A 15,998-nucleotide genomic window follows, 5' to 3' on the forward strand; every position below is an offset into this window, starting at 1 on the left:
CTATCAGAGATAGTCCGTATCGGTGGTCTCGACGCATCTTCTTTTTCAAAAGAACACCTTACAATATGCAGCTCTCTTGCCTGCCATCATTTTCTTTACTGGTCTCCCACCGAAAGCAATTGTCTATTGAGTTACGGCCATTTGATCGTGGAGCCATACGTGAAAGCGACAGCTCGCCTAGGCGGCTTCGCTACCGCAGGCAAAAAAGACAATTTACAAAATCCAGAGTTGGAAAGCGGCCTGGCAGCGGTTGAAAAATATTATCCCGCTTACATCACAGATAATAATGACAAGATCAATGAGGATTCAACAGCACTTCTAAAGACTGCGCGATTCACCATCACCCAAACTTTAAGCGAAACCGCCGTAATTGCATGCGATAATGGTTCACTGCACTCAGATTACTTAAACTGCGGACTTGAACTGGCAGAATTTCAAACCTATGTTAATTTTCTATGCGGAAATGAAAGCCATGCCATCCATGCGCTTGTCATATCACAATACGGAACGCTAATTGAGTTAGTTCGAAGCACCTCGAATCTAAAGTCCATTTTCGATTCAATTGATAATGATGCGACACCCCCACCACCGCCCCCTGAGCAGACGGGACCCGTTATAAAAGGAAAGAAATTTAAGTTTTAAGATCTTGCATGGAGATTTTTTTTGCATATCGTTCTTCCACGGCTGCTTGTATGGAATTTAGGAAGGCGCCAGGATCGGCGCCTTCCGGAATATCGATTCTCCATTTTTCGAAATACACTCGGACAGCATCATCAGCCAGAGCAGAAGCATTCCCAATACTCTTGCTCTTTAGTGCAGCGATGTAAGCGGCAACCCAGATCGAGTGAGCAACGTCATCATCTATCACATACCCACAAGATATCTTTTTCAAAATAAAATACTCCAAAAGCGATGAGCAAATTTATTTAAATAAATAAAATTGTCAAGACATTCACCTGATTCTCGGCTTCGGAGTTTGGAATTTTAATGCCATCTCTTTATTTGAGTCGAAACATGCATGGCCATCATTTTCCATCGTTGTTGTTTTAAGAGATGATCCGATATCAACAGCTGATAGTGCTTCCACCATTAGTTTCCTGGCACGGTCGGTCCGCCATTGCCTCAATTTCATTACTCGCTTTGAGACCATATGCTTTGCTTTCTGAGCTTGGCGATTAGCTAACGCTGACTCCGCCGTTGGCGCTTCACCATCGAACTCCGAGAGCTTAGCCTTTGCGGCAAGGTAGTCACATTGCGCACGGTAGGGACTGACCAGCATGCGTGCGTATCGCACCATGCATCGGCCCAGCTGCTCAGTGTCCTCGAACAGAAACGGCTTGGTCGCATAATGATCCACTCTCCGGCATATCAAGGCGTCATACGTTTGGTTAAAGCAGTCCTCAATTTGAATGCCCGGAATGCTGTTGAGGATATCCAAAGCTTGCCTTGCGATTTCATGCTGAGCTTCCAACCATTGCTCAATCAGTTCTGCTTCTTGATTTAAAACCTCTGCATCTTTTCCGGTCGCTCTCGCCAAGCGTGTGACCTTGCTGGCTTGTCTGGTCAATGGGCTGTATTGAGTATGGATGCGGTTTAGAACCTGCTGACTCGGCTTTTGAACAGAGTTCGAGCGGTCAGATTGTGGGAAGAACGATTGATTTCCTCTCTCTCGTAAGCGCTCCCTGAGTGCTGCTTCATGGCTATGGCTTGCTGGGACCGCATGAACATCTCTCCCCTGCTGAACTTCTCGACGCTCCCTTAAAATTTGAGCAAAACGTCGATCCGCTGACGTTACCCTTTCTCCTAAGGCAACAGCTTTCTGATGGCGCTTAGCCTGGAAGAATTCACCCCGCGAGATGCGTTTTTTCGGGGCTCTGGTGAGCGCTCTCGCCCTCTCGTAATCGCCTTGCTTGAACGCATCTTGCGCTTGGGCTCTCAGTGTTCGGTGGTCCACTCGTACTTCAACGCCGGCCATGATGAGATGCGCATTGATCACTGATGCGATCTTCCCACGCAGGACTTTCATCTCCGTTGCCCCTGCTCCCCGCCTTGCATCGAACTCAGCACAAGCTCGCTCCCCTAACCCGTTGGCATCGACCTTCCTGGCGGAGATGAGTAGATGCACATGATGATTGCGTTGGTCCCCTCTTCGACCAGGTGAGTGAACAGCCACCAGCACAGCAGCTTGATAGCGATCGACAAGAAGCTGACCAAGATCGAGGGCAAGCATTCTGCGCTGTGGAGCATCTAGACTGTTGGGTAAGGAAACTTCGACTTCCCTCGCCACCCGAGCATTTGCTCTCGTTTCTTGTTGCTCATTAATATCCCAGAAGCTTCGAACATCGAAACACCATCTCGGTGCTCCATCGGGAGCAAGCATTTGTTGTGAGACAACGCCCGATCTTTTCCCATATTTGTGCGTCGTTTTGTGAGCTGTATCCCGCAGATTGATCCCTGCACGATAAGCAGCCGCTGCGACTGACGATTGACCTTTTCCACGACTAAACGATTTGATGCTGACATGATAAATTGCCATTGATTTCCCGGTTGAGGTTGGTTGATAGTGGGAATAACAAAATGGCTAAACTTTCTTTTGTCCAGATCAAACCACTCGACCCGTTTTTGAGAGATAAATCACGGGGTTTTGGTCATTTCTAAGCAGAGCTTCTAGGCCAACTCGATGCGCAAGCAGCGGCTTTTCATCGCGAAAGCGATGCCCACGGTTTTTGCGGATCAAATAACCATATGTGGGCCCTTGACCTTCTCTTTTTTAGGTATTTGTCCTAGGGAATATTAGGTGTGAATTTAAAAAATATTTCACAGGGCGCAGATGGCCAGCGTCCAAGATGAAATGAACATGAACCAAACCTGTACGGACTGGGTATAATGTGATCCCAATTGCCGCAATCAAACGGCAAACAAAGACCGCCAATCACAACCAGAAGGCAGCTACAAAAAATGGAATGGCTTAAATTTTTAACAGGCGAGATCGCTGCTGGCTCCATCATTGCTCTTCTTTCGGCAGCTGTATTTGCATGCTGGCGCTCGGGCTCTCTTCATCCTATCAACACCCGTGTGCTACGTCTTTTTATCAGTAAAGACGACATCGAAGACGAAGTCATTCGGAAGAATTTGGCGGATCACTCAGCACTTGCTGAATTTCGAATGGCACATCAAATTCGCGTCCAAACGCTTAGAGACGCCAAGGCCCTGATTGGTTTTTCGGATTTGCACAATATCCCGCTCAAACTCATTGGGCATGCCGGCTGGGCATTTGATCTCAAAAGCCATGTCATCCACCCGAAGCGAGTTCACTCTAAGTGGTGGGTGATCCTTCCATTCATCCCTCTCGCAGCATCGATTTTTCTTGCTGTCGTCTTGGGTGTGATTGCAACAAAAGATAGCTTATTGGTTAGCTTGAAAGAGACAGGGACCGATTTATATATTTCAGAAACTGAGGCAAAAACGACAGGGCTTTTTTCAAGCAGGAGCGACACTTTAACTATCGAACAGTGCAAAACACTGCCGACAAACAAGTCATCCCGCCCACATTCGACCCAAGAGATCTTAAAATCCTTTGCGAGGTGTGGAAAGACCCTGTCCTCAAATCACATTTAGCGAAAGAAGTGCCTAAGCAAAAGCGTGCGTCACTGTTTGCCTTCCCGGTCTTGCTATGGTGCGCTTGGCTCTTCTATACCATATGTAGAGAGTTGATCTCTGCAAATAAACTTAGAGATCTTCTAGAAGAGCGTCAGCTGGGCACAAGCCAATAGCATCGCATCTAGCTTAAACCCGCGCAAAAAAATGAGGAGGGCCTCGCCTCCTCATTTTATATTTCTGATTCTAATTCAGCTTAGGGCGTAGCACTGTCCAAACTATGCGGCTTTTAGACGCGGTGTCAGTCGAGGCGCTGCAAGCCCAACATCTTTTGTTAGCTGCTAGCGACAACTTTTTGACACGTGACATTGGATTTAACGGCAGCCACCTTGACGCCATCAGCATCCACCGCTGTTGTTTCGACGCCGTAGGTGATGGATGCAGCCGACGCGGATGAGTTACACCCGAAGTTCCAAGTGAACGTATTATCAGTAGTTGAATTAATAGTAAAGTCTGCATCATTGCAAGTGCCAGTCGGACAGCTGGCCACATGGGCATGGACTTTGATCGGATATTGTGGAAAGCCTTCGAACTTTACTACGACCGGCGGACGAGTTCTATTGGGACCACTAATGTTGGCAGCGCTGAGCAACTTAAATGGCTTACAGACTTTTGACTCTCTTGAAAGGCGCGCACCTTTCTCAATACCCTTAGCCATCAGCCCTTGAAACACTGTGTCGGCCATCGCAGTTGCGTCGTTGACATTATCTTTAAAGCCTACCTCAACGACCACTGCCGGAAGATTTGCGAAGTTATTCTCACCGTAAAGAGTCGTCGGCTGTTGAGTCGTAACAGCCCAATTTGCATATGTCGAATTCGAATTGATGATCTCTTTCATGGCACAAGTAAGATTTGATGCCAACGTGGAAGCACCGGCTTTACTATTATTATAAAATCAGCGACTACCTGAGGCAGTGGTCTGGGGAGTGCCTTCCTTGGATGCTGCATTCGTATGAATGGTGATCATCTGGTCAGCTTGAACATGATTCGCATACAAGCCTCGCGAACGGATGTCATCATATTCATGATCTTTGGAGTTCCGCTTGTTTTCCGCAGAATAGCTGTTCCAGATCTCCGGGTTATCCGGCAGCAAACTCTTGATATAGTATCTGCCGGCCATATTTTTGAAAGGCGGGCAGACCACAGGGGTCCCAGAGCATGCCTCGTTATAAGCGTCGTTTGAAGTAGATCTTGCAAGATACTGTGTGACGTTGCTACTGCGTGCAGAAACGCTCGTTGCAACTGCTGATGCAAGAACAGATGTTTGCAGATCTTCAATCTGATTGTTGATTGTAGGCCGCTGGTATGCCCACGCGGCTTTGGCAGGATTGGTGGCATTGACCAGCACAAGCCCATGCCCTGCTGAAATGAGCATCACTGGGTTTGCGGCAGATTTCTGTGAGCGAGCCGCCATGCCTTTGCCTGGATTTTCCACCGGAATGCGATCTTCGGGAAAATAATGATAGATATCAAAACCGCCGAAGAGAAACTTAATCTCGGACACGGGAACAGATTGGCCTACGGCATCACTGACGGTTTGAAAAATGAGTTGCAAATCTTCGTCGAATGAAGGGGTGTGTTCTTTAGGGATCGCAGATTTATCGAAATCGATATAGATCGTATCTTTCAGCTGGTCGTAAGTCAGCTTAAATTTAGTTTTTCTTGAAGGCCCATACTTGAAATTATTTTCATTTAATACGTCTTGCACCAACCCAGTCAGATCCGACTCCAATTGCCTTTTCTGTCCTGTGGTCATATTTTCTTGCAACACCTTTTCCTGAGCAAAAACGCCGCCACTCAGGGAAAGCATGAAAACAACGGCAATGCTATGCAGCGAGGCTTTTGTAAGACCAACTTTCATTTCGATATCCTTCCAGTGGACTACGATTTCGGGGGATGGGTCGCGCTATTGTCCTGACGCTGCGCCCGTCGTCAGTATAGTGAAGTTCCGAGCGGTGTCACCATAAGACCGCGCAATCACCGTCGGCTTAACAAAATGTATGGTGATGTCCCACAAGTCTGCAATCGAGGGTAACGTGACCATCTTCACGTTTGATCCAAAATCCTATCGATTATCAGAATTTCCCTACCCAACGATGCGCCAGCCGTCCCTGGACTATTTTTTCCGCGACAGTTGCGAGCGTGACTTGATGTCAGCCAAAAGCGCGTGCTGATCTTTGGTGGGAAGCTGCATGAACTCCTGGATGAGTTCTGCTAGTTCTTCCGTCTCTGCATAGAGGTAGGCAAGAGAGACGCCCAGCGCATCAGCCATCTTCTGGGCGGTCTCGCTGTCGCACTCGTGCACTGCCCGCTCGTATCGATTGATTCGAACGGCTGCAACATCTTCTGGTAGTCCCATGAGCACTCCTAAGGCCTTCTGACTGAGCCGAAGCGTCTTCCTCCGCTTCTTCATGCGGGCGGCGAAGACGACACGAACACTGCGGGCGTTGGGAGAAGTCATGCCCCAAGGATGAACGTAAGCTACGATGCTCGTAAATTACGTTGCCCGTATCTTACGTGTAGCGTATCTTTTGCTTCGTTGCAACCCTCGTGGTGTGCACCCACCTAAGGCAAAGGACCAACCATGTCGAAGCTTCGTATCGCACTCATCATCCTGCTCATTGCCGGGCTGGCAGCCTGCTCAGGAGGCGGTCCAGCTCAGACGGAGAGAGAGCATGCGTTCTTGCAATATGTAAAAGACAACGGCAGTGACGACGCCAGGATTGAAGACTTCAAGAGTGGCAAGTGCACGAAGGCAGAAGGCGCCCCAAGCTATGCCTGCGATGTGAGTGCGGAAGTCACAGCCATGGGACGAAAGTTCGGCCATGAGATGGACGGCGTCTACACCTTTTCGGAAATTGGCGGAGTTTGGAAGGTCACTGGCCGCATCCAGTAATCCTCTTCTCATTGGTATCCCCTCCGCCTTGGAACTTCGATGACTGTCTGGACTTTCCTCCTTCTCCTGTTGGTTGGTGGTGCCCTTTTTATTGTGATTGGATCTGTGGTGGCCTTGAAGCTGCACGGTGAGCGTGCGGCCTTTAAGGAAAATTATCAGCGGACCCATTTCAACAAGCGCACTGGCATCGCGATTTCCACAGCCCGCTCGTCCATTAAATTTAAAATGGTCAGCGCTTCCAAGGCTTATCAGTTCTCGGATGTTCGTTCCTGGGATAAGCATTGGCACCGATCGAAGCATGAGGGAACGATTACTGTGAATGTCCGGGACATCGAGCACCCGAATTGGACGATCCATTTTGGAAATGAGCGCGAGATGGACAAGTGGTATGAGCTTATTCGACAAGCCGTCAATGAAGGCTTGAAGCTTTAATTTAATTTGACGCATTAAAAAGTTGGCCCCAGCCGGGGCCTTTCTTTTAATTTGAACAAGGTCGTCAACTCGCACGGCCGCCTAGGATTTCCTTCTCCCACTCGTTCTTCATTTTGTTCAAGTTTGCAGCCTCGATCCAAAAATTCTCATCTATCTTATCCAAGTCGGTCATAAGCCATGATGTAAAAAGACCGATCTCAAAGCAGCAGAAGAGTGAAGTCTCAACTCTACTAGGCAAAACTAGCCCCAGCCCAACCTCAAAATGTGTGTTTGTTTCCTCCATTTTGATGGAAGGAATGATGGATCTGACATTAGGATGAGCATCGTCATCGATCATTGAGTCATACATGTCAGTGATGAGACCTGCACTTTCTGGCATCAACTTACCGAAACGCTTGCATGTTTTCTTGACTGCATCGCTAAACTCAGCGCGGCACCTTTTTCGAGCATCCTGGTCTCGATGCCGTTTAGCCCACACATCGCCAAGCTCTGGCTTCTGTTCGATAACTTGTGCGTAGCAGGCTGCTTCAAGACACGCTCTGAGAGTAGGGAAGATCGCTGCACGGTATCCAATGAGAGCAGTGTTGATCGATGCACAGAACATGCCTCTGGCACTCAACCGCAGAAGGGCCGCAACGGGCACTTGCAAAGGAGCTGCTGCTGACTTCTCAATGAAGGCGTCCAGCTCAGCGCATCGCCTTACCGCGCTTGCATTCGATTGAATTGCGTCTTTTGCGCAATCGGAAGCAGCTTAAAGAAATTGATAAAGGGATCGCGGGGTATCCAAGATCTGAAAGCTCCGTAGAGGGCCGTAAATGACACCTAATTCATAAGAATCAGGTTGGGCGTGTTGCTTCCCGGTGATTCTTATAATGACTCAGGAATCACCTTGACTGAAGTTGATTCCCGATTATAAATGTGGCATGGGTAAAAAAACAACATCGACTGATTATCACCTCGCCGAGCCTCTTCTTGACGAAGAAGAGCGCGCGTTCCGCACTAAAATGGTAGAAACAACTTATCGAGTCCTCAAAGCCAATAAGGTCCGCCCGCCTAAGCGCGTGAAGCACCTCTCCCAGCTTTATGTCGATGGCCTGATTAGCGATAAAGAGCTAAGCGTGCTCTTGAACGCTCTCACTTCAAAGTGATTGAACAGCGCAACAAATCTAACCCACTTATATAACATTGTTCGCGGCTCCTTACACTGCTGGGGATTTTAAATTTAGCGCAACAAAACAAACTGCATCAAAAATAGCGTTTTCGACATGGGTATTGACAGCCATCTGCTCGACGTTAGTGTCGGGTGCAGAAGGAAACTCCATGCCCGATCATACAAAACAAAGCACATCTTGCAGATGCATCATTAGAAATTTGCCCCTCGGAAATACCGTCATCGGTGAGATTATTGTTGAGGGGGTAGATGCAGCCGAGTGCTTTGACAAAGTGCTGAAAACGCTCACGCGAAGAGCTAGGCGCAAGAAGTCTGACTACAGCGAAGAAAAGCCAACTCTCAAAGTGCGCATGCTTTCGGATGAGATCACGGGATATATCTCCGATCTGAAACGGACAAAAATGACGCTCACACACATTCAATCCAATGAGCAAACGCTTGGTGTCATGTTTGCGGCCATTGGCGATAAACAAATAGCGTCAGTCACAGACACCGATATTCGTGCCGCGTTGGACAGCTATAAGTTTTGGCCCAAAAATGCCAGGCGAAAAAAAGCCTACAAATATCTAAGCTTCCAGGAAATTCTGGAAATAGGCAAAAAGGAAAAGCATTCATCCATAAACGCTGCAACCTACAACAATCACGTTAAGCGGATTAATGCCTTTTTCAATATGCAGCTTGATGCCGAACACATTGAACGCTCACCCGCGAAAGGCATTGCTGTTGAGGTGGATACCTCGACATTGGTCAAAACTCGCCGACCTCTCAGCAGAGATAACCTAGCCCGCATTTTCGAATTAGAACCCTACGCCAAATGGAGCAAGGATATGCCCCACCGATGGTGGCCCGAGTTACGCGCGTATGCGGAGACACTTGCCAAGTTCAATCCCGGCATTGAGATCCCGATCTATACGCCAGGGCAATTTGCAAAAGCGCTATCCGACAGAAAATGCTTCAAAAAATAGCCCCGCGATGCGGGGCTCTTCGTTATCCCGGAAACTTCGGGAATTTTTCGTCCGGATGCTTTGCCTTCCATTCTTTATAAGCCGCCGATCCTTCGTAAGCTGCAAAAGCACGTGGGGTCCTACCACGACCAGACCAAGTTTCTTGCGTGTGGGGAAGCCAATACTTGGGAGCCACTTCCTTACGAGTGCCGGCTGCTTTCTTCGGACGGCCAGGTCCGCCAGCAGAAGCTCCAAGCTGAGCTGCGAGATCTGCTTTCTGCTTGGCGGTAAAGTGCTGGCCGAAGCGGCTCAGCAGATCTGACACTTCCTGAAAAGCGTTCGCTGCTTCTTCTTGCAGCAGATTGGCCTCTTGCTCTTCCAACTTTCTTAGCTCTTCCGCAAGCTTGGCTTTGGCTGAGGCAATTGAATCGAGGGTTTGCTTAATCATTTGCTGATATCCAGTGTGATTAAAAAGTATTCAAAATTGATTGCACCACTCATTTTAACAGCGGTAAGGCAAAAAATTTCGTCCATAGCAATTTCAAAAATGATACTGTAAGTCAGGTCTACCTGCCAATTCCGTTTTGGAGCGTTGTTGCCCAAATTGGCAGGCCGGCTTACCAAAAACGCTGCCATACTGTCCATGTAGAACCCAAATTCATTAAAGATTTGACCTGATTATACTAAATCGAAATTTTAATTTCTGAATATTTAGTGGAGCCCATGATTAATACCGCTTTTTTCGATGAATCTGGCAACACAGGTGCGGATTTCTTACACCAAGCTCAGCCTATATTTGCGCTAGCCTGCACAACCCTTAGTCCCGACAGTGCAAAAGCTCTGACACCGCCTTTGCTTAGGCAAAGTCAGGCAGAAGTAAAATATTCAAAACTCAAACATTCTGCATCCGGAAGAAAATCAGTTATCGCCTTTCTAAACCTGGATATTATCTCACAAGAAAATTTTTTGGTATCAGCAGCGGACAAAAGATTCACTATTGTCGCTCAGTTCGTAGATAAAATAATCGAACCCTCGCTTCATAAAGATGGCATTGACATGTATGCCAACGATATGGCCGCAAATTTAGCCGCGATGCTCCATTATGCTGGCCCCCACGCATTCCCTGATAGTAGATGGGATGAATTTCTTCGGGCTTTCGGCAATGCATTACTTCATCACTCCACCGAATACTATGACAAATTTTACAGAGTCTTGTTAGATATAGTTCAGTTCGAGAATCCAAGATTCAGCATCAAGAAATTTTTACTTACCGGCTTCGGAACACTTGAAGAACGTCTTCAAGTGTTCGAGAGCAATACAGCCTTTGATCCTGCGGTCGATAGCTTTGTTTTGCTTGTTTCCCATCTGATGATGCGAACTCCTAATCGGTTCAGCGTTATCCATGATGTTTCAAAACCACTTAGGAAACAGGAGGACATGCTTCGTTTACTAATGGATTCGGATGCAACTCCAACGAATTTTGGCTATCCCGGCCGAGAAATGGATCTTCCTCTTAGAGTATCAAGCCTCTCATTTGAAGACTCTAAGAACCATCCAGGGCTTCAACTCGCTGACTTAGTAGCGGGCGCAACAACAGACTTTCTTGCTGCTAAAATGGGCTACGCTTCAATGGACGATTTTAAAATAGCCCTCTCTGAGAGTAATTTACCTAAAATTATTGTAACCGTCACTGCTGCTCAGGCTAAAATATCTAAAAGTGCCTCCGCCGCTCCTGGTCGAAAGAGCCTTGCGGATGGAATGGCGTCGTTTTTGGATAGGGCTGAAAGTAGAAAATAAATTAAACCCGAGCGTAATAACTCACAAGTGATTACTTCTTTCACAGCATTATCCTGCACGACGTAGACTGGATCGCTTGGCACGCCTCTTTCTTATTGGAGTAGGCTTGACCTTTGCACTGGAAACACCAGTGCTGCAATCCACCTTGGCTAACATCACATTTGCATATCCCAGCTCAACTAGCCTTGCATGAACGCTTTTGAGGATCACCTTTGCAAAAAAAAGGTAGGTGGAGGCCTGGCTTATTCGACTGGCTAATGATTGCAAAAACAATGGTGTATGGTGCTACATCCCGAACAGAGAACTTCTCACCAGCAGGATCTAGCGGAAGCTGGTGAGTCATTAAAAGCTCTTTGTTCGCGAGGGAAACATACGGCTCATGCGAACGAAGTAGTTCACCAGATACAAGGCCCTGATTGAACAAATGGGCTAGGACAGCAGAACTTCCGTAATGCTTGACATGGATGATTTCTCCACTGCCATAGAGATCGCAAAACTCGACCTTGTCGTGAATTCCTCCGACGCGGAGCATCTTTTTATCCATCAGACACCAGCGGCCACCACTTCCAGCCACTGCGGACTCGTTGTATTGCCCTTCGTCTTCATGATTATAGACAGGTAGAGAGCCGGGATATTTCGCGATGTCTTTAAAGGAACTCTCTACTGCGCTTACAAAGTCTTTGTCAACTTCAAACCAGCGCCCAGCTGAAAGAATGTAAGACTTCCCATCATCATCAATTTCACAATGAATGCAGCGATAAAGCGCCCATCTGTCCACTGTTTTTTCGTCTTCATCAACAGACATCGCATAATGTTTACGGAGAAAAGAAAGACTAGGCTCTTCGCCAGGATGCGCAGCAATCAGAGCCCGAAAACGTAGATCACTCCACACACCCTCTCCCTTTGCGCTTGTGAATTTAAACCCATCGACCTTTTCCCAATCCACAATATCGGGAACTGCCAGCCAGCAACCATCAACAACACCGTTGTTGTGCCAAGCTTCTTTTACTTTATCGACAAGCATGGCATCTAACTTGGTGGCAATTGTTCCTTTGGGGATCAGCTGGCGGACTTGGTCAATCCACGGGAAATTGGCTTGGTAGTCTTTGGACTCGAATTTTTTGAGATAACGCCGCAATAAAGCTCTGAGGCCAGGAACTCTGACGTCAGAGGTGACGGTTAAAGCATCAGTACCGGCCAACCTTCTCCCAAGTCTGAAATCCACTGGGCGACCCACAATGCCGCGAACTAAATCGCGTTCGATATCAACTCCAAAACTTAACGCTGACGCGGCTTGTGCTGTTTGGACTCTGCTATTTTGGTCTTCGACAAATGCCCGCTTATCAATGCTTCGCAGCGCATCGGAATTAATTGAATTGAGCGTTACGATCAATCCGAACCGTTCTTCATAGGCATCCGGATGAAGCAAGAAACGCCCTTGTCCAAAAGTTAGGGCAAAAAGACGCTGATCGACTGGAATTATAAAAGCTGCCGAAGAGGACTGGACGGTCCCAAGAAGCTTTTTATCGATGTAGCTTTCGAACAGCTCAGCCCATTTGGGTGGCTTAGGCTTTGTGTCTTTGACGAACAGCTGTCCATAATTTGAAAGCCCATCTTCAATGGGATGTTCTTTGGCACCATCGATGACAGCATCTCGTGCCGTTTTGACAGACTCACGCAGCAAATAGATCGTAAATGTAGCCAACGTCTCTCCCCCCTGGATGACGCCACAGACTCCGTGTCCCAAGGCTCCGCCTTGGCAGTTCACCCGAGTGTGCCACCAATTTGGCCGGTTGGGTCGTAGGAAAAACCTGATGTCTGCTGAGCCGGTCGAATTGTCTACTCACCTCGCAGCATCTGGGCGCATCTTCTCCCCCCATTTCGAGGTATCAAAGCAGGCACATCTGTTGGACCCAAATTTCTTTAGGTTCAAGGGGTTATCTGAGGGCGTTTACAGGCTCCGCCCACCTCCACCAAACAACGGTCCTAAGACGACCGACCAAGGCCAGGCGTTCTCGAGAGAGACGACTGGCCTTTTTCATGTGCGGTGTTGAGCGTTTGGAGAGCGCTGCCGTGCAGGTCAGGCCGGTCCGCAAGAAGGTTCCGGCACCTGGGTTTGTGCAGCCCCGCCCTGCCTTGCTCAAGAGTGTTTACAGTGCCCCCTCGTTGACGGGCAACCGTGCAAAGCGATGTCACCGGTGTGGGCGGCACAGCAGGTCATCAGGAGACGACCGTGATGCGCCTCGCCCAGCTCCGACAGTGGACACAGCGCGTCAGAGAGTGACGTCACCGGTCTGTGGCGCATGCGCGCGGACCGGCTCGGCCGCATTGCCCTGCATCGGGGTCGCTGGCGCGGTATCGCAGCATAGGCGGTCGAACAGGGCCAGCAATTCGGTGGCTTCCTGTCGCAGCATGACGAAGGCCTGCTTGGTGTGCTCTTCCATTCCCGCTCTCTTTGGCGCGCTCCCCAGCGCTCTTAGAGAGACAGCAGCAAGTGGCGTGCCAGTGTGTTCGCAGAACAGTCATGCCTGCCGGCAGGCAATATGCGCTCGGCAGACAGCTCGCTAGAACAAGTCAAAAAGGGAATTTCCACCGCCGGTTCGGCTCGTGCGCATACACCGTCGAGGCGGGCGATATGCCCTCCCAAGCCCGGCCTCGCCCGCCGGCCTTTGATCGCGTCGGCCCGAGATCAAACGCCGAAGGCCTTGGAATTCAGGCGGCGTCGGCGAGAAGCGATGCCAGTGCTCAGGCGTACTCAAGCTGCCGCTGGGCGTCGGCGTGCATGGCTTCCAGGATCACCATGCCGGCGGCACGGGCGGCGGCCATGGCGCTGCGGTGGTCGGCAAACAGGGGCGAGAGCTCGCCGCGGGCCAGGTCGCCGGCCTTGGATGCACCCACCTGCTGGATGCGCCAGTCCGCGCGCCACCCTTGGGCAGGGTGCGGCAGCGCATTGCACGACAACTGGTAACGCCCAAGAAAAATGACCAACGCGTGCTCGGCTCGATGACTCGCCACAAGGATACCGCCGCCTCCGCGCGCAGGCGACCCCGTGCCGCCACCGGGCAAGCGAAGTGAAGCATAGGCACAGCGCTTGCATCGGACTCGACCAGACGATCGTTGTTTGGGGAACACGGTGTTGACTAGAAAAGCAAAACGCCACGCCGCCGGGGCCTTGATGCTCGGCGGGCTGATCTTTGTGTTGATCGGCGTCGGTGGCTACATCACCTCGCGGCAGTCGCTGACGGCGGCCGCGTGGGTCTCGCATACGCAGGAAGTCATCGCCAGCATCGACGAGATCCAGGCCGGGCTGCTGTCGGCGGAGTCGTCGGCGCGTGGCTTCGTGCTGACCGACAACGAGGCCTTTCTGGGCGTGCATGCCGACGCCATCGGGCGCCTGCCCGGGCGCATTGCACGGCTTGAGGTGTTGGTGCAGGACAACCCCCTGCAACTGCGCAACGTGGCCGCGCTGGACAAGCTGGTGGACATGCGCCTGGTGCAGATCAACGACCTGTTGCACAGCTATCGCGCCACCGGGCTGGATGGCGCGCGCGCCTCCATCGCCAAGGGCGTGTTCCAGACCTCTTCGGCCCTACGCCGGCAGGTGCAACTGATGGGTGAACTGGAGCGCCGGCAGCTGGTGTCGCGCACCCAGGCCAACCACGACAGCGCGCGCTGGGTGCTGTGGATGACGGCGATCGGCATTTTGTCCGGGCTATTGGTCATGGTGCTGGCCTACCGGCTGTTGTCGCGCGAATTGGCCCGCCGTGTGCGTGCCGAGGAAGAAGCCAGCACGAGCAGCACGCGGCTGGCCGAATCGTTCAGCACGTTGGAACGCACCTCGGCAGGCTTGGAAGCCCTGGCGCGCTATTCGGGCCTGCTGCAGAACTGCCGCAACGCGGAAGAAGCCCTGGAAATCACGGCACGCACGATCGCGCCGCTGGTGCCCGGTGTGTCGGGCGCGGTGTATCTGCTGCGCGCCTCGCGCGATCGCGCCGAGCAGGTGGCGGCGTGGGGAACGCTGGCCGATGGCGAACGCGGGAACATTGCGCCCGATGAGTGCTGGGCACTGCGACGCGACCGCACTCACCTGGTGGAGGACGCCAGCGTGGGCATGGTCTGCCAGCATGCCGGCGTCAATCTTCCGCCGCATGCGAGCACGGTCTGCATTCCATTGTCGGCACAGGGCACGCAGCTGGGCATGCTCGCGCTGCGCGGCGACAACGCGCAGGAGCTGGCCTCGCTGACAGTGGCCGAGGCGGCCGCCGAACAATTGTCGTTGGCGCTGCACAACCTGCGCCTGCGCGAGACGCTGCGCCAGCAATCCATCCGTGACCCGCTGACCGGCCTGTTCAACCGCCGCTATCTGGAAGAAGCGCTCAACCACGAGCTGTCGCGCTGCACCCGACGCGTGCAGCCACTGTCGGTACTGATGCTGGACGTGGACCATTTCAAGCAATTCAACGACCTGCATGGCCATAGCGGTGGCGACCGCGTGCTTGCTGCGATCGGCGAACTGCTGCTGGCGCAGACCCGCGGCGAAGACATCTGCTGCCGCTACGGCGGCGAGGAACTGACCATCATCCTGCCCGAGGTCGATCTGGCCACCGCCAGCGCGATGGCGGAAAAATTACGCGCCGGCATCGATGGCCTGCAGGTAATGGCCGATGGCGTGTCACTGCCCAAGATCACTGCCTCGTTCGGCGTCGCGACCTTCCCCGGGCATGCAGGCAACGCCGCGCAGTTGCTGCGCAAGGCCGATGAAGCGCTGTATCGGGCCAAGCAGGCCGGGCGCAATCAGGTGGTCAGCGCGGTAACGCCGGGCAGCGTTTGACGCCAGGCCCGTGCTGTCAGCGACAGGCCTGGCCGTTGTCGTCGGTCGGGATCAGCCCGGCGCTGGCCAGCATGTCGTCGATGCGGCCACGCACATGCGCGGCGTCTTCGGGTGCGGCGCTGTGCAGGACGGCCTCGGCGCGGGCCTGGAAATCCAGATAATCGAAGTCGGCGTCTTCATCGGACGCCACGTTCGGCAGTGCGTCCTGCAGCGCATCCAGGCGCGCATCCAACTCTGAGCGATTAGGCATCGGTGACTCCACGGCAAAGC

Annotated in this window: 21 protein-coding genes; 9 read left to right on the forward strand and 12 right to left on the reverse strand. The window is 51.3% G+C overall.

Going from position 1 to position 15,998, the window contains the following annotated elements; genetic code table 11:
- A partial coding sequence (locus tag ACD584_RS18145) for a hypothetical protein (protein ID WP_372357321.1) occupies positions 1-642 on the forward strand: 642 nt, incomplete at its 5' end.
- Here ACD584_RS18145 and ACD584_RS18150 read toward each other — a convergent pair.
- Positions 632-892: a hypothetical protein gene (locus ACD584_RS18150; protein ID WP_139328351.1), complete on the reverse strand. Its 261-nt coding sequence runs from the start codon at positions 890-892 to the stop codon at positions 632-634. The genes ACD584_RS18145 and ACD584_RS18150 overlap by 11 nt on opposite strands.
- A 60-nt stretch (positions 893-952) precedes the next feature.
- Positions 953-2,536, reverse strand: a complete 1,584-nt coding sequence (locus ACD584_RS18155) for a MobA/MobL family protein (RefSeq protein ID WP_076036040.1) — start codon at positions 2,534-2,536, stop codon at positions 953-955.
- Positions 2,537-2,958: 422 nt separating this feature from the next.
- On the opposite strand from ACD584_RS18155, the gene ACD584_RS18160 reads away from it, so the two are divergent.
- On the forward strand, positions 2,959-3,618 hold the full coding sequence (locus ACD584_RS18160) for a DUF6216 family protein (protein WP_254843733.1): 660 nt from the start codon (positions 2,959-2,961) through the stop codon (positions 3,616-3,618).
- The gene (locus ACD584_RS18165) at positions 3,585-3,773 is read left to right on the forward strand and encodes a hypothetical protein (RefSeq protein WP_254843734.1); all 189 of its coding nucleotides are present in this window, start codon (positions 3,585-3,587) and stop codon (positions 3,771-3,773) included. The genes ACD584_RS18160 and ACD584_RS18165 overlap by 34 nt, the downstream gene beginning before the upstream one ends.
- Positions 3,774-3,931: 158 nt before the next feature.
- Here the strand turns inward: ACD584_RS18165 and ACD584_RS18170 are convergent, their stop codons facing one another.
- The 3 genes from ACD584_RS18170 to ACD584_RS18180 all read right to left on the reverse strand — a co-directional run bounded on the left by ACD584_RS18170 (position 3,932) and on the right by ACD584_RS18180 (position 6,070).
- Entirely contained in the window at positions 3,932-4,495 is a 564-nt protein-coding gene (locus tag ACD584_RS18170) for an N-acetylmuramoyl-L-alanine amidase (RefSeq protein WP_274340443.1), read from the reverse strand.
- Between the two features lie 57 nt (positions 4,496-4,552).
- Positions 4,553-5,518: a hypothetical protein gene (locus ACD584_RS18175; protein WP_139328353.1), complete on the reverse strand. Its 966-nt coding sequence runs from the start codon at positions 5,516-5,518 to the stop codon at positions 4,553-4,555.
- Positions 5,519-5,773: 255 nt separating this feature from the next.
- Positions 5,774-6,070 carry a helix-turn-helix domain-containing protein gene (locus tag ACD584_RS18180; protein WP_076037734.1) on the reverse strand — a complete coding sequence of 99 codons (297 nt, stop codon included), beginning with the start codon at positions 6,068-6,070 and terminating at the stop codon, positions 5,774-5,776.
- A 171-nt stretch (positions 6,071-6,241) separates the two neighbouring features.
- Here ACD584_RS18180 and ACD584_RS18185 point away from each other — a divergent pair, with 171 nt between their 5' ends.
- Both ACD584_RS18185 and ACD584_RS18190 read left to right on the forward strand, forming a co-directional pair.
- On the forward strand, positions 6,242-6,553 hold the full coding sequence (locus ACD584_RS18185) for a hypothetical protein (protein ID WP_076036041.1): 312 nt from the start codon (positions 6,242-6,244) through the stop codon (positions 6,551-6,553).
- A 39-nt stretch (positions 6,554-6,592) separates the two neighbouring features.
- On the forward strand, positions 6,593-6,985 hold the full coding sequence (locus ACD584_RS18190) for a hypothetical protein (RefSeq protein WP_012438753.1): 393 nt from the start codon (positions 6,593-6,595) through the stop codon (positions 6,983-6,985).
- Between the two features lie 64 nt (positions 6,986-7,049).
- On the opposite strand, the gene ACD584_RS18195 is transcribed toward ACD584_RS18190, so the two are convergent.
- A complete protein-coding gene (locus ACD584_RS18195) occupies positions 7,050-7,634 on the reverse strand; it encodes a hypothetical protein (protein ID WP_139328354.1) in 585 nt (194 codons plus the stop codon).
- 274 nt (positions 7,635-7,908) lie between these two features.
- Between ACD584_RS18195 and ACD584_RS18200 the strand changes: the two genes are divergently transcribed.
- Together ACD584_RS18200 and ACD584_RS18205 are read left to right on the forward strand one after the other, a co-directional pair.
- Entirely contained in the window at positions 7,909-8,133 is a 225-nt protein-coding gene (locus ACD584_RS18200; protein WP_012438755.1) for a hypothetical protein, read from the forward strand.
- Between the two features lie 172 nt (positions 8,134-8,305).
- Positions 8,306-9,121, forward strand: coding sequence for a hypothetical protein (locus ACD584_RS18205; RefSeq protein ID WP_228438071.1), 816 nt, complete (start codon positions 8,306-8,308; stop codon positions 9,119-9,121).
- Between the two features lie 22 nt (positions 9,122-9,143).
- Here the strand turns inward: ACD584_RS18205 and ACD584_RS18210 are convergent, their stop codons facing one another.
- On the reverse strand, positions 9,144-9,548 hold the full coding sequence (locus tag ACD584_RS18210; protein WP_076036043.1) for an H-NS family nucleoid-associated regulatory protein: 405 nt from the start codon (positions 9,546-9,548) through the stop codon (positions 9,144-9,146).
- Positions 9,545-9,745: a hypothetical protein gene (locus ACD584_RS18215; RefSeq protein WP_147309016.1), complete on the reverse strand. Its 201-nt coding sequence runs from the start codon at positions 9,743-9,745 to the stop codon at positions 9,545-9,547. Before ACD584_RS18215 ends, ACD584_RS18210 begins: the two co-directional genes overlap by 4 nt.
- Before the next feature lie 78 nt (positions 9,746-9,823).
- Between ACD584_RS18215 and ACD584_RS18220 the strand changes: the two genes are divergently transcribed.
- Positions 9,824-10,897 (forward strand): DUF3800 domain-containing protein, encoded by a 1,074-nt coding sequence (locus ACD584_RS18220; RefSeq protein ID WP_116923824.1) that lies wholly within the window; start codon positions 9,824-9,826, stop codon positions 10,895-10,897.
- Between the two features lie 175 nt (positions 10,898-11,072).
- Here the strand turns inward: ACD584_RS18220 and ACD584_RS18225 are convergent, their stop codons facing one another.
- The 3 genes from ACD584_RS18225 to ACD584_RS18235 all read right to left on the reverse strand — a co-directional run bounded on the left by ACD584_RS18225 (position 11,073) and on the right by ACD584_RS18235 (position 13,885).
- Entirely contained in the window at positions 11,073-12,602 is a 1,530-nt protein-coding gene (locus tag ACD584_RS18225; protein ID WP_175611519.1) for a DUF6119 family protein, read from the reverse strand.
- Positions 12,603-13,170: 568 nt separating this feature from the next.
- The gene (locus tag ACD584_RS18230) at positions 13,171-13,341 is read right to left on the reverse strand and encodes a hypothetical protein (RefSeq protein WP_042598759.1); all 171 of its coding nucleotides are present in this window, start codon (positions 13,339-13,341) and stop codon (positions 13,171-13,173) included.
- A 301-nt stretch (positions 13,342-13,642) separates the two neighbouring features.
- Entirely contained in the window at positions 13,643-13,885 is a 243-nt protein-coding gene (locus tag ACD584_RS18235) for a hypothetical protein (RefSeq protein WP_040941519.1), read from the reverse strand.
- A 187-nt stretch (positions 13,886-14,072) separates the two neighbouring features.
- On the opposite strand from ACD584_RS18235, the gene ACD584_RS18240 reads away from it, so the two are divergent.
- Positions 14,073-15,728 (forward strand): diguanylate cyclase, encoded by a 1,656-nt coding sequence (locus ACD584_RS18240; RefSeq protein ID WP_175611800.1) that lies wholly within the window; start codon positions 14,073-14,075, stop codon positions 15,726-15,728.
- A 16-nt stretch (positions 15,729-15,744) separates the two neighbouring features.
- On the opposite strand, the gene ACD584_RS18245 is transcribed toward ACD584_RS18240, so the two are convergent.
- Entirely contained in the window at positions 15,745-15,978 is a 234-nt protein-coding gene (locus ACD584_RS18245; RefSeq protein ID WP_014507301.1) for a hypothetical protein, read from the reverse strand.
- Between the last annotated feature and the right edge of the window lie 20 nt (positions 15,979-15,998).

Source organism: Xanthomonas sp. NCPPB 2922 (assembly GCF_041520885.1).
GTDB classification, from domain to species: Bacteria; Pseudomonadota; Gammaproteobacteria; order Xanthomonadales; family Xanthomonadaceae; genus Xanthomonas; species Xanthomonas campestris.

What these genes read in the sequence shown, in the direction of transcription:
- ACD584_RS18155 (WP_076036040.1), bottom strand. Translation starts at nt 2,536, where the DNA reads ATGGCAATTTATCATGTCAGCATCAAATCGTTTAGTCGTGGAAAAGGT.
- ACD584_RS18230 (WP_042598759.1), bottom strand. Translation starts at nt 13,341, where the DNA reads ATGGAAGAGCACACCAAGCAGGCCTTCGTCATGCTGCGACAGGAAGCC.
- ACD584_RS18210 (WP_076036043.1), bottom strand. Translation starts at nt 9,548, where the DNA reads ATGATTAAGCAAACCCTCGATTCAATTGCCTCAGCCAAAGCCAAGCTT.
- ACD584_RS18170 (WP_274340443.1), bottom strand. Translation starts at nt 4,495, where the DNA reads ATGAAAGAGATCATCAATTCGAATTCGACATATGCAAATTGGGCTGTT.
- ACD584_RS18220 (WP_116923824.1), top strand. Translation starts at nt 9,824, where the DNA reads ATGATTAATACCGCTTTTTTCGATGAATCTGGCAACACAGGTGCGGAT.
- ACD584_RS18160 (WP_254843733.1), top strand. Translation starts at nt 2,959, where the DNA reads ATGGAATGGCTTAAATTTTTAACAGGCGAGATCGCTGCTGGCTCCATC.
- ACD584_RS18185 (WP_076036041.1), top strand. Translation starts at nt 6,242, where the DNA reads ATGTCGAAGCTTCGTATCGCACTCATCATCCTGCTCATTGCCGGGCTG.
- ACD584_RS18190 (WP_012438753.1), top strand. Translation starts at nt 6,593, where the DNA reads ATGACTGTCTGGACTTTCCTCCTTCTCCTGTTGGTTGGTGGTGCCCTT.
- ACD584_RS18200 (WP_012438755.1), top strand. Translation starts at nt 7,909, where the DNA reads ATGGGTAAAAAAACAACATCGACTGATTATCACCTCGCCGAGCCTCTT.
- ACD584_RS18205 (WP_228438071.1), top strand. Translation starts at nt 8,306, where the DNA reads ATGCCCGATCATACAAAACAAAGCACATCTTGCAGATGCATCATTAGA.
- ACD584_RS18245 (WP_014507301.1), bottom strand. Translation starts at nt 15,978, where the DNA reads ATGCCTAATCGCTCAGAGTTGGATGCGCGCCTGGATGCGCTGCAGGAC.
- ACD584_RS18175 (WP_139328353.1), bottom strand. Translation starts at nt 5,518, where the DNA reads ATGAAAGTTGGTCTTACAAAAGCCTCGCTGCATAGCATTGCCGTTGTT.
- ACD584_RS18180 (WP_076037734.1), bottom strand. Translation starts at nt 6,070, where the DNA reads ATGAAGAAGCGGAGGAAGACGCTTCGGCTCAGTCAGAAGGCCTTAGGA.
- ACD584_RS18240 (WP_175611800.1), top strand. Translation starts at nt 14,073, where the DNA reads ATGCTCGGCGGGCTGATCTTTGTGTTGATCGGCGTCGGTGGCTACATC.
- ACD584_RS18215 (WP_147309016.1), bottom strand. Translation starts at nt 9,745, where the DNA reads ATGGACAGTATGGCAGCGTTTTTGGTAAGCCGGCCTGCCAATTTGGGC.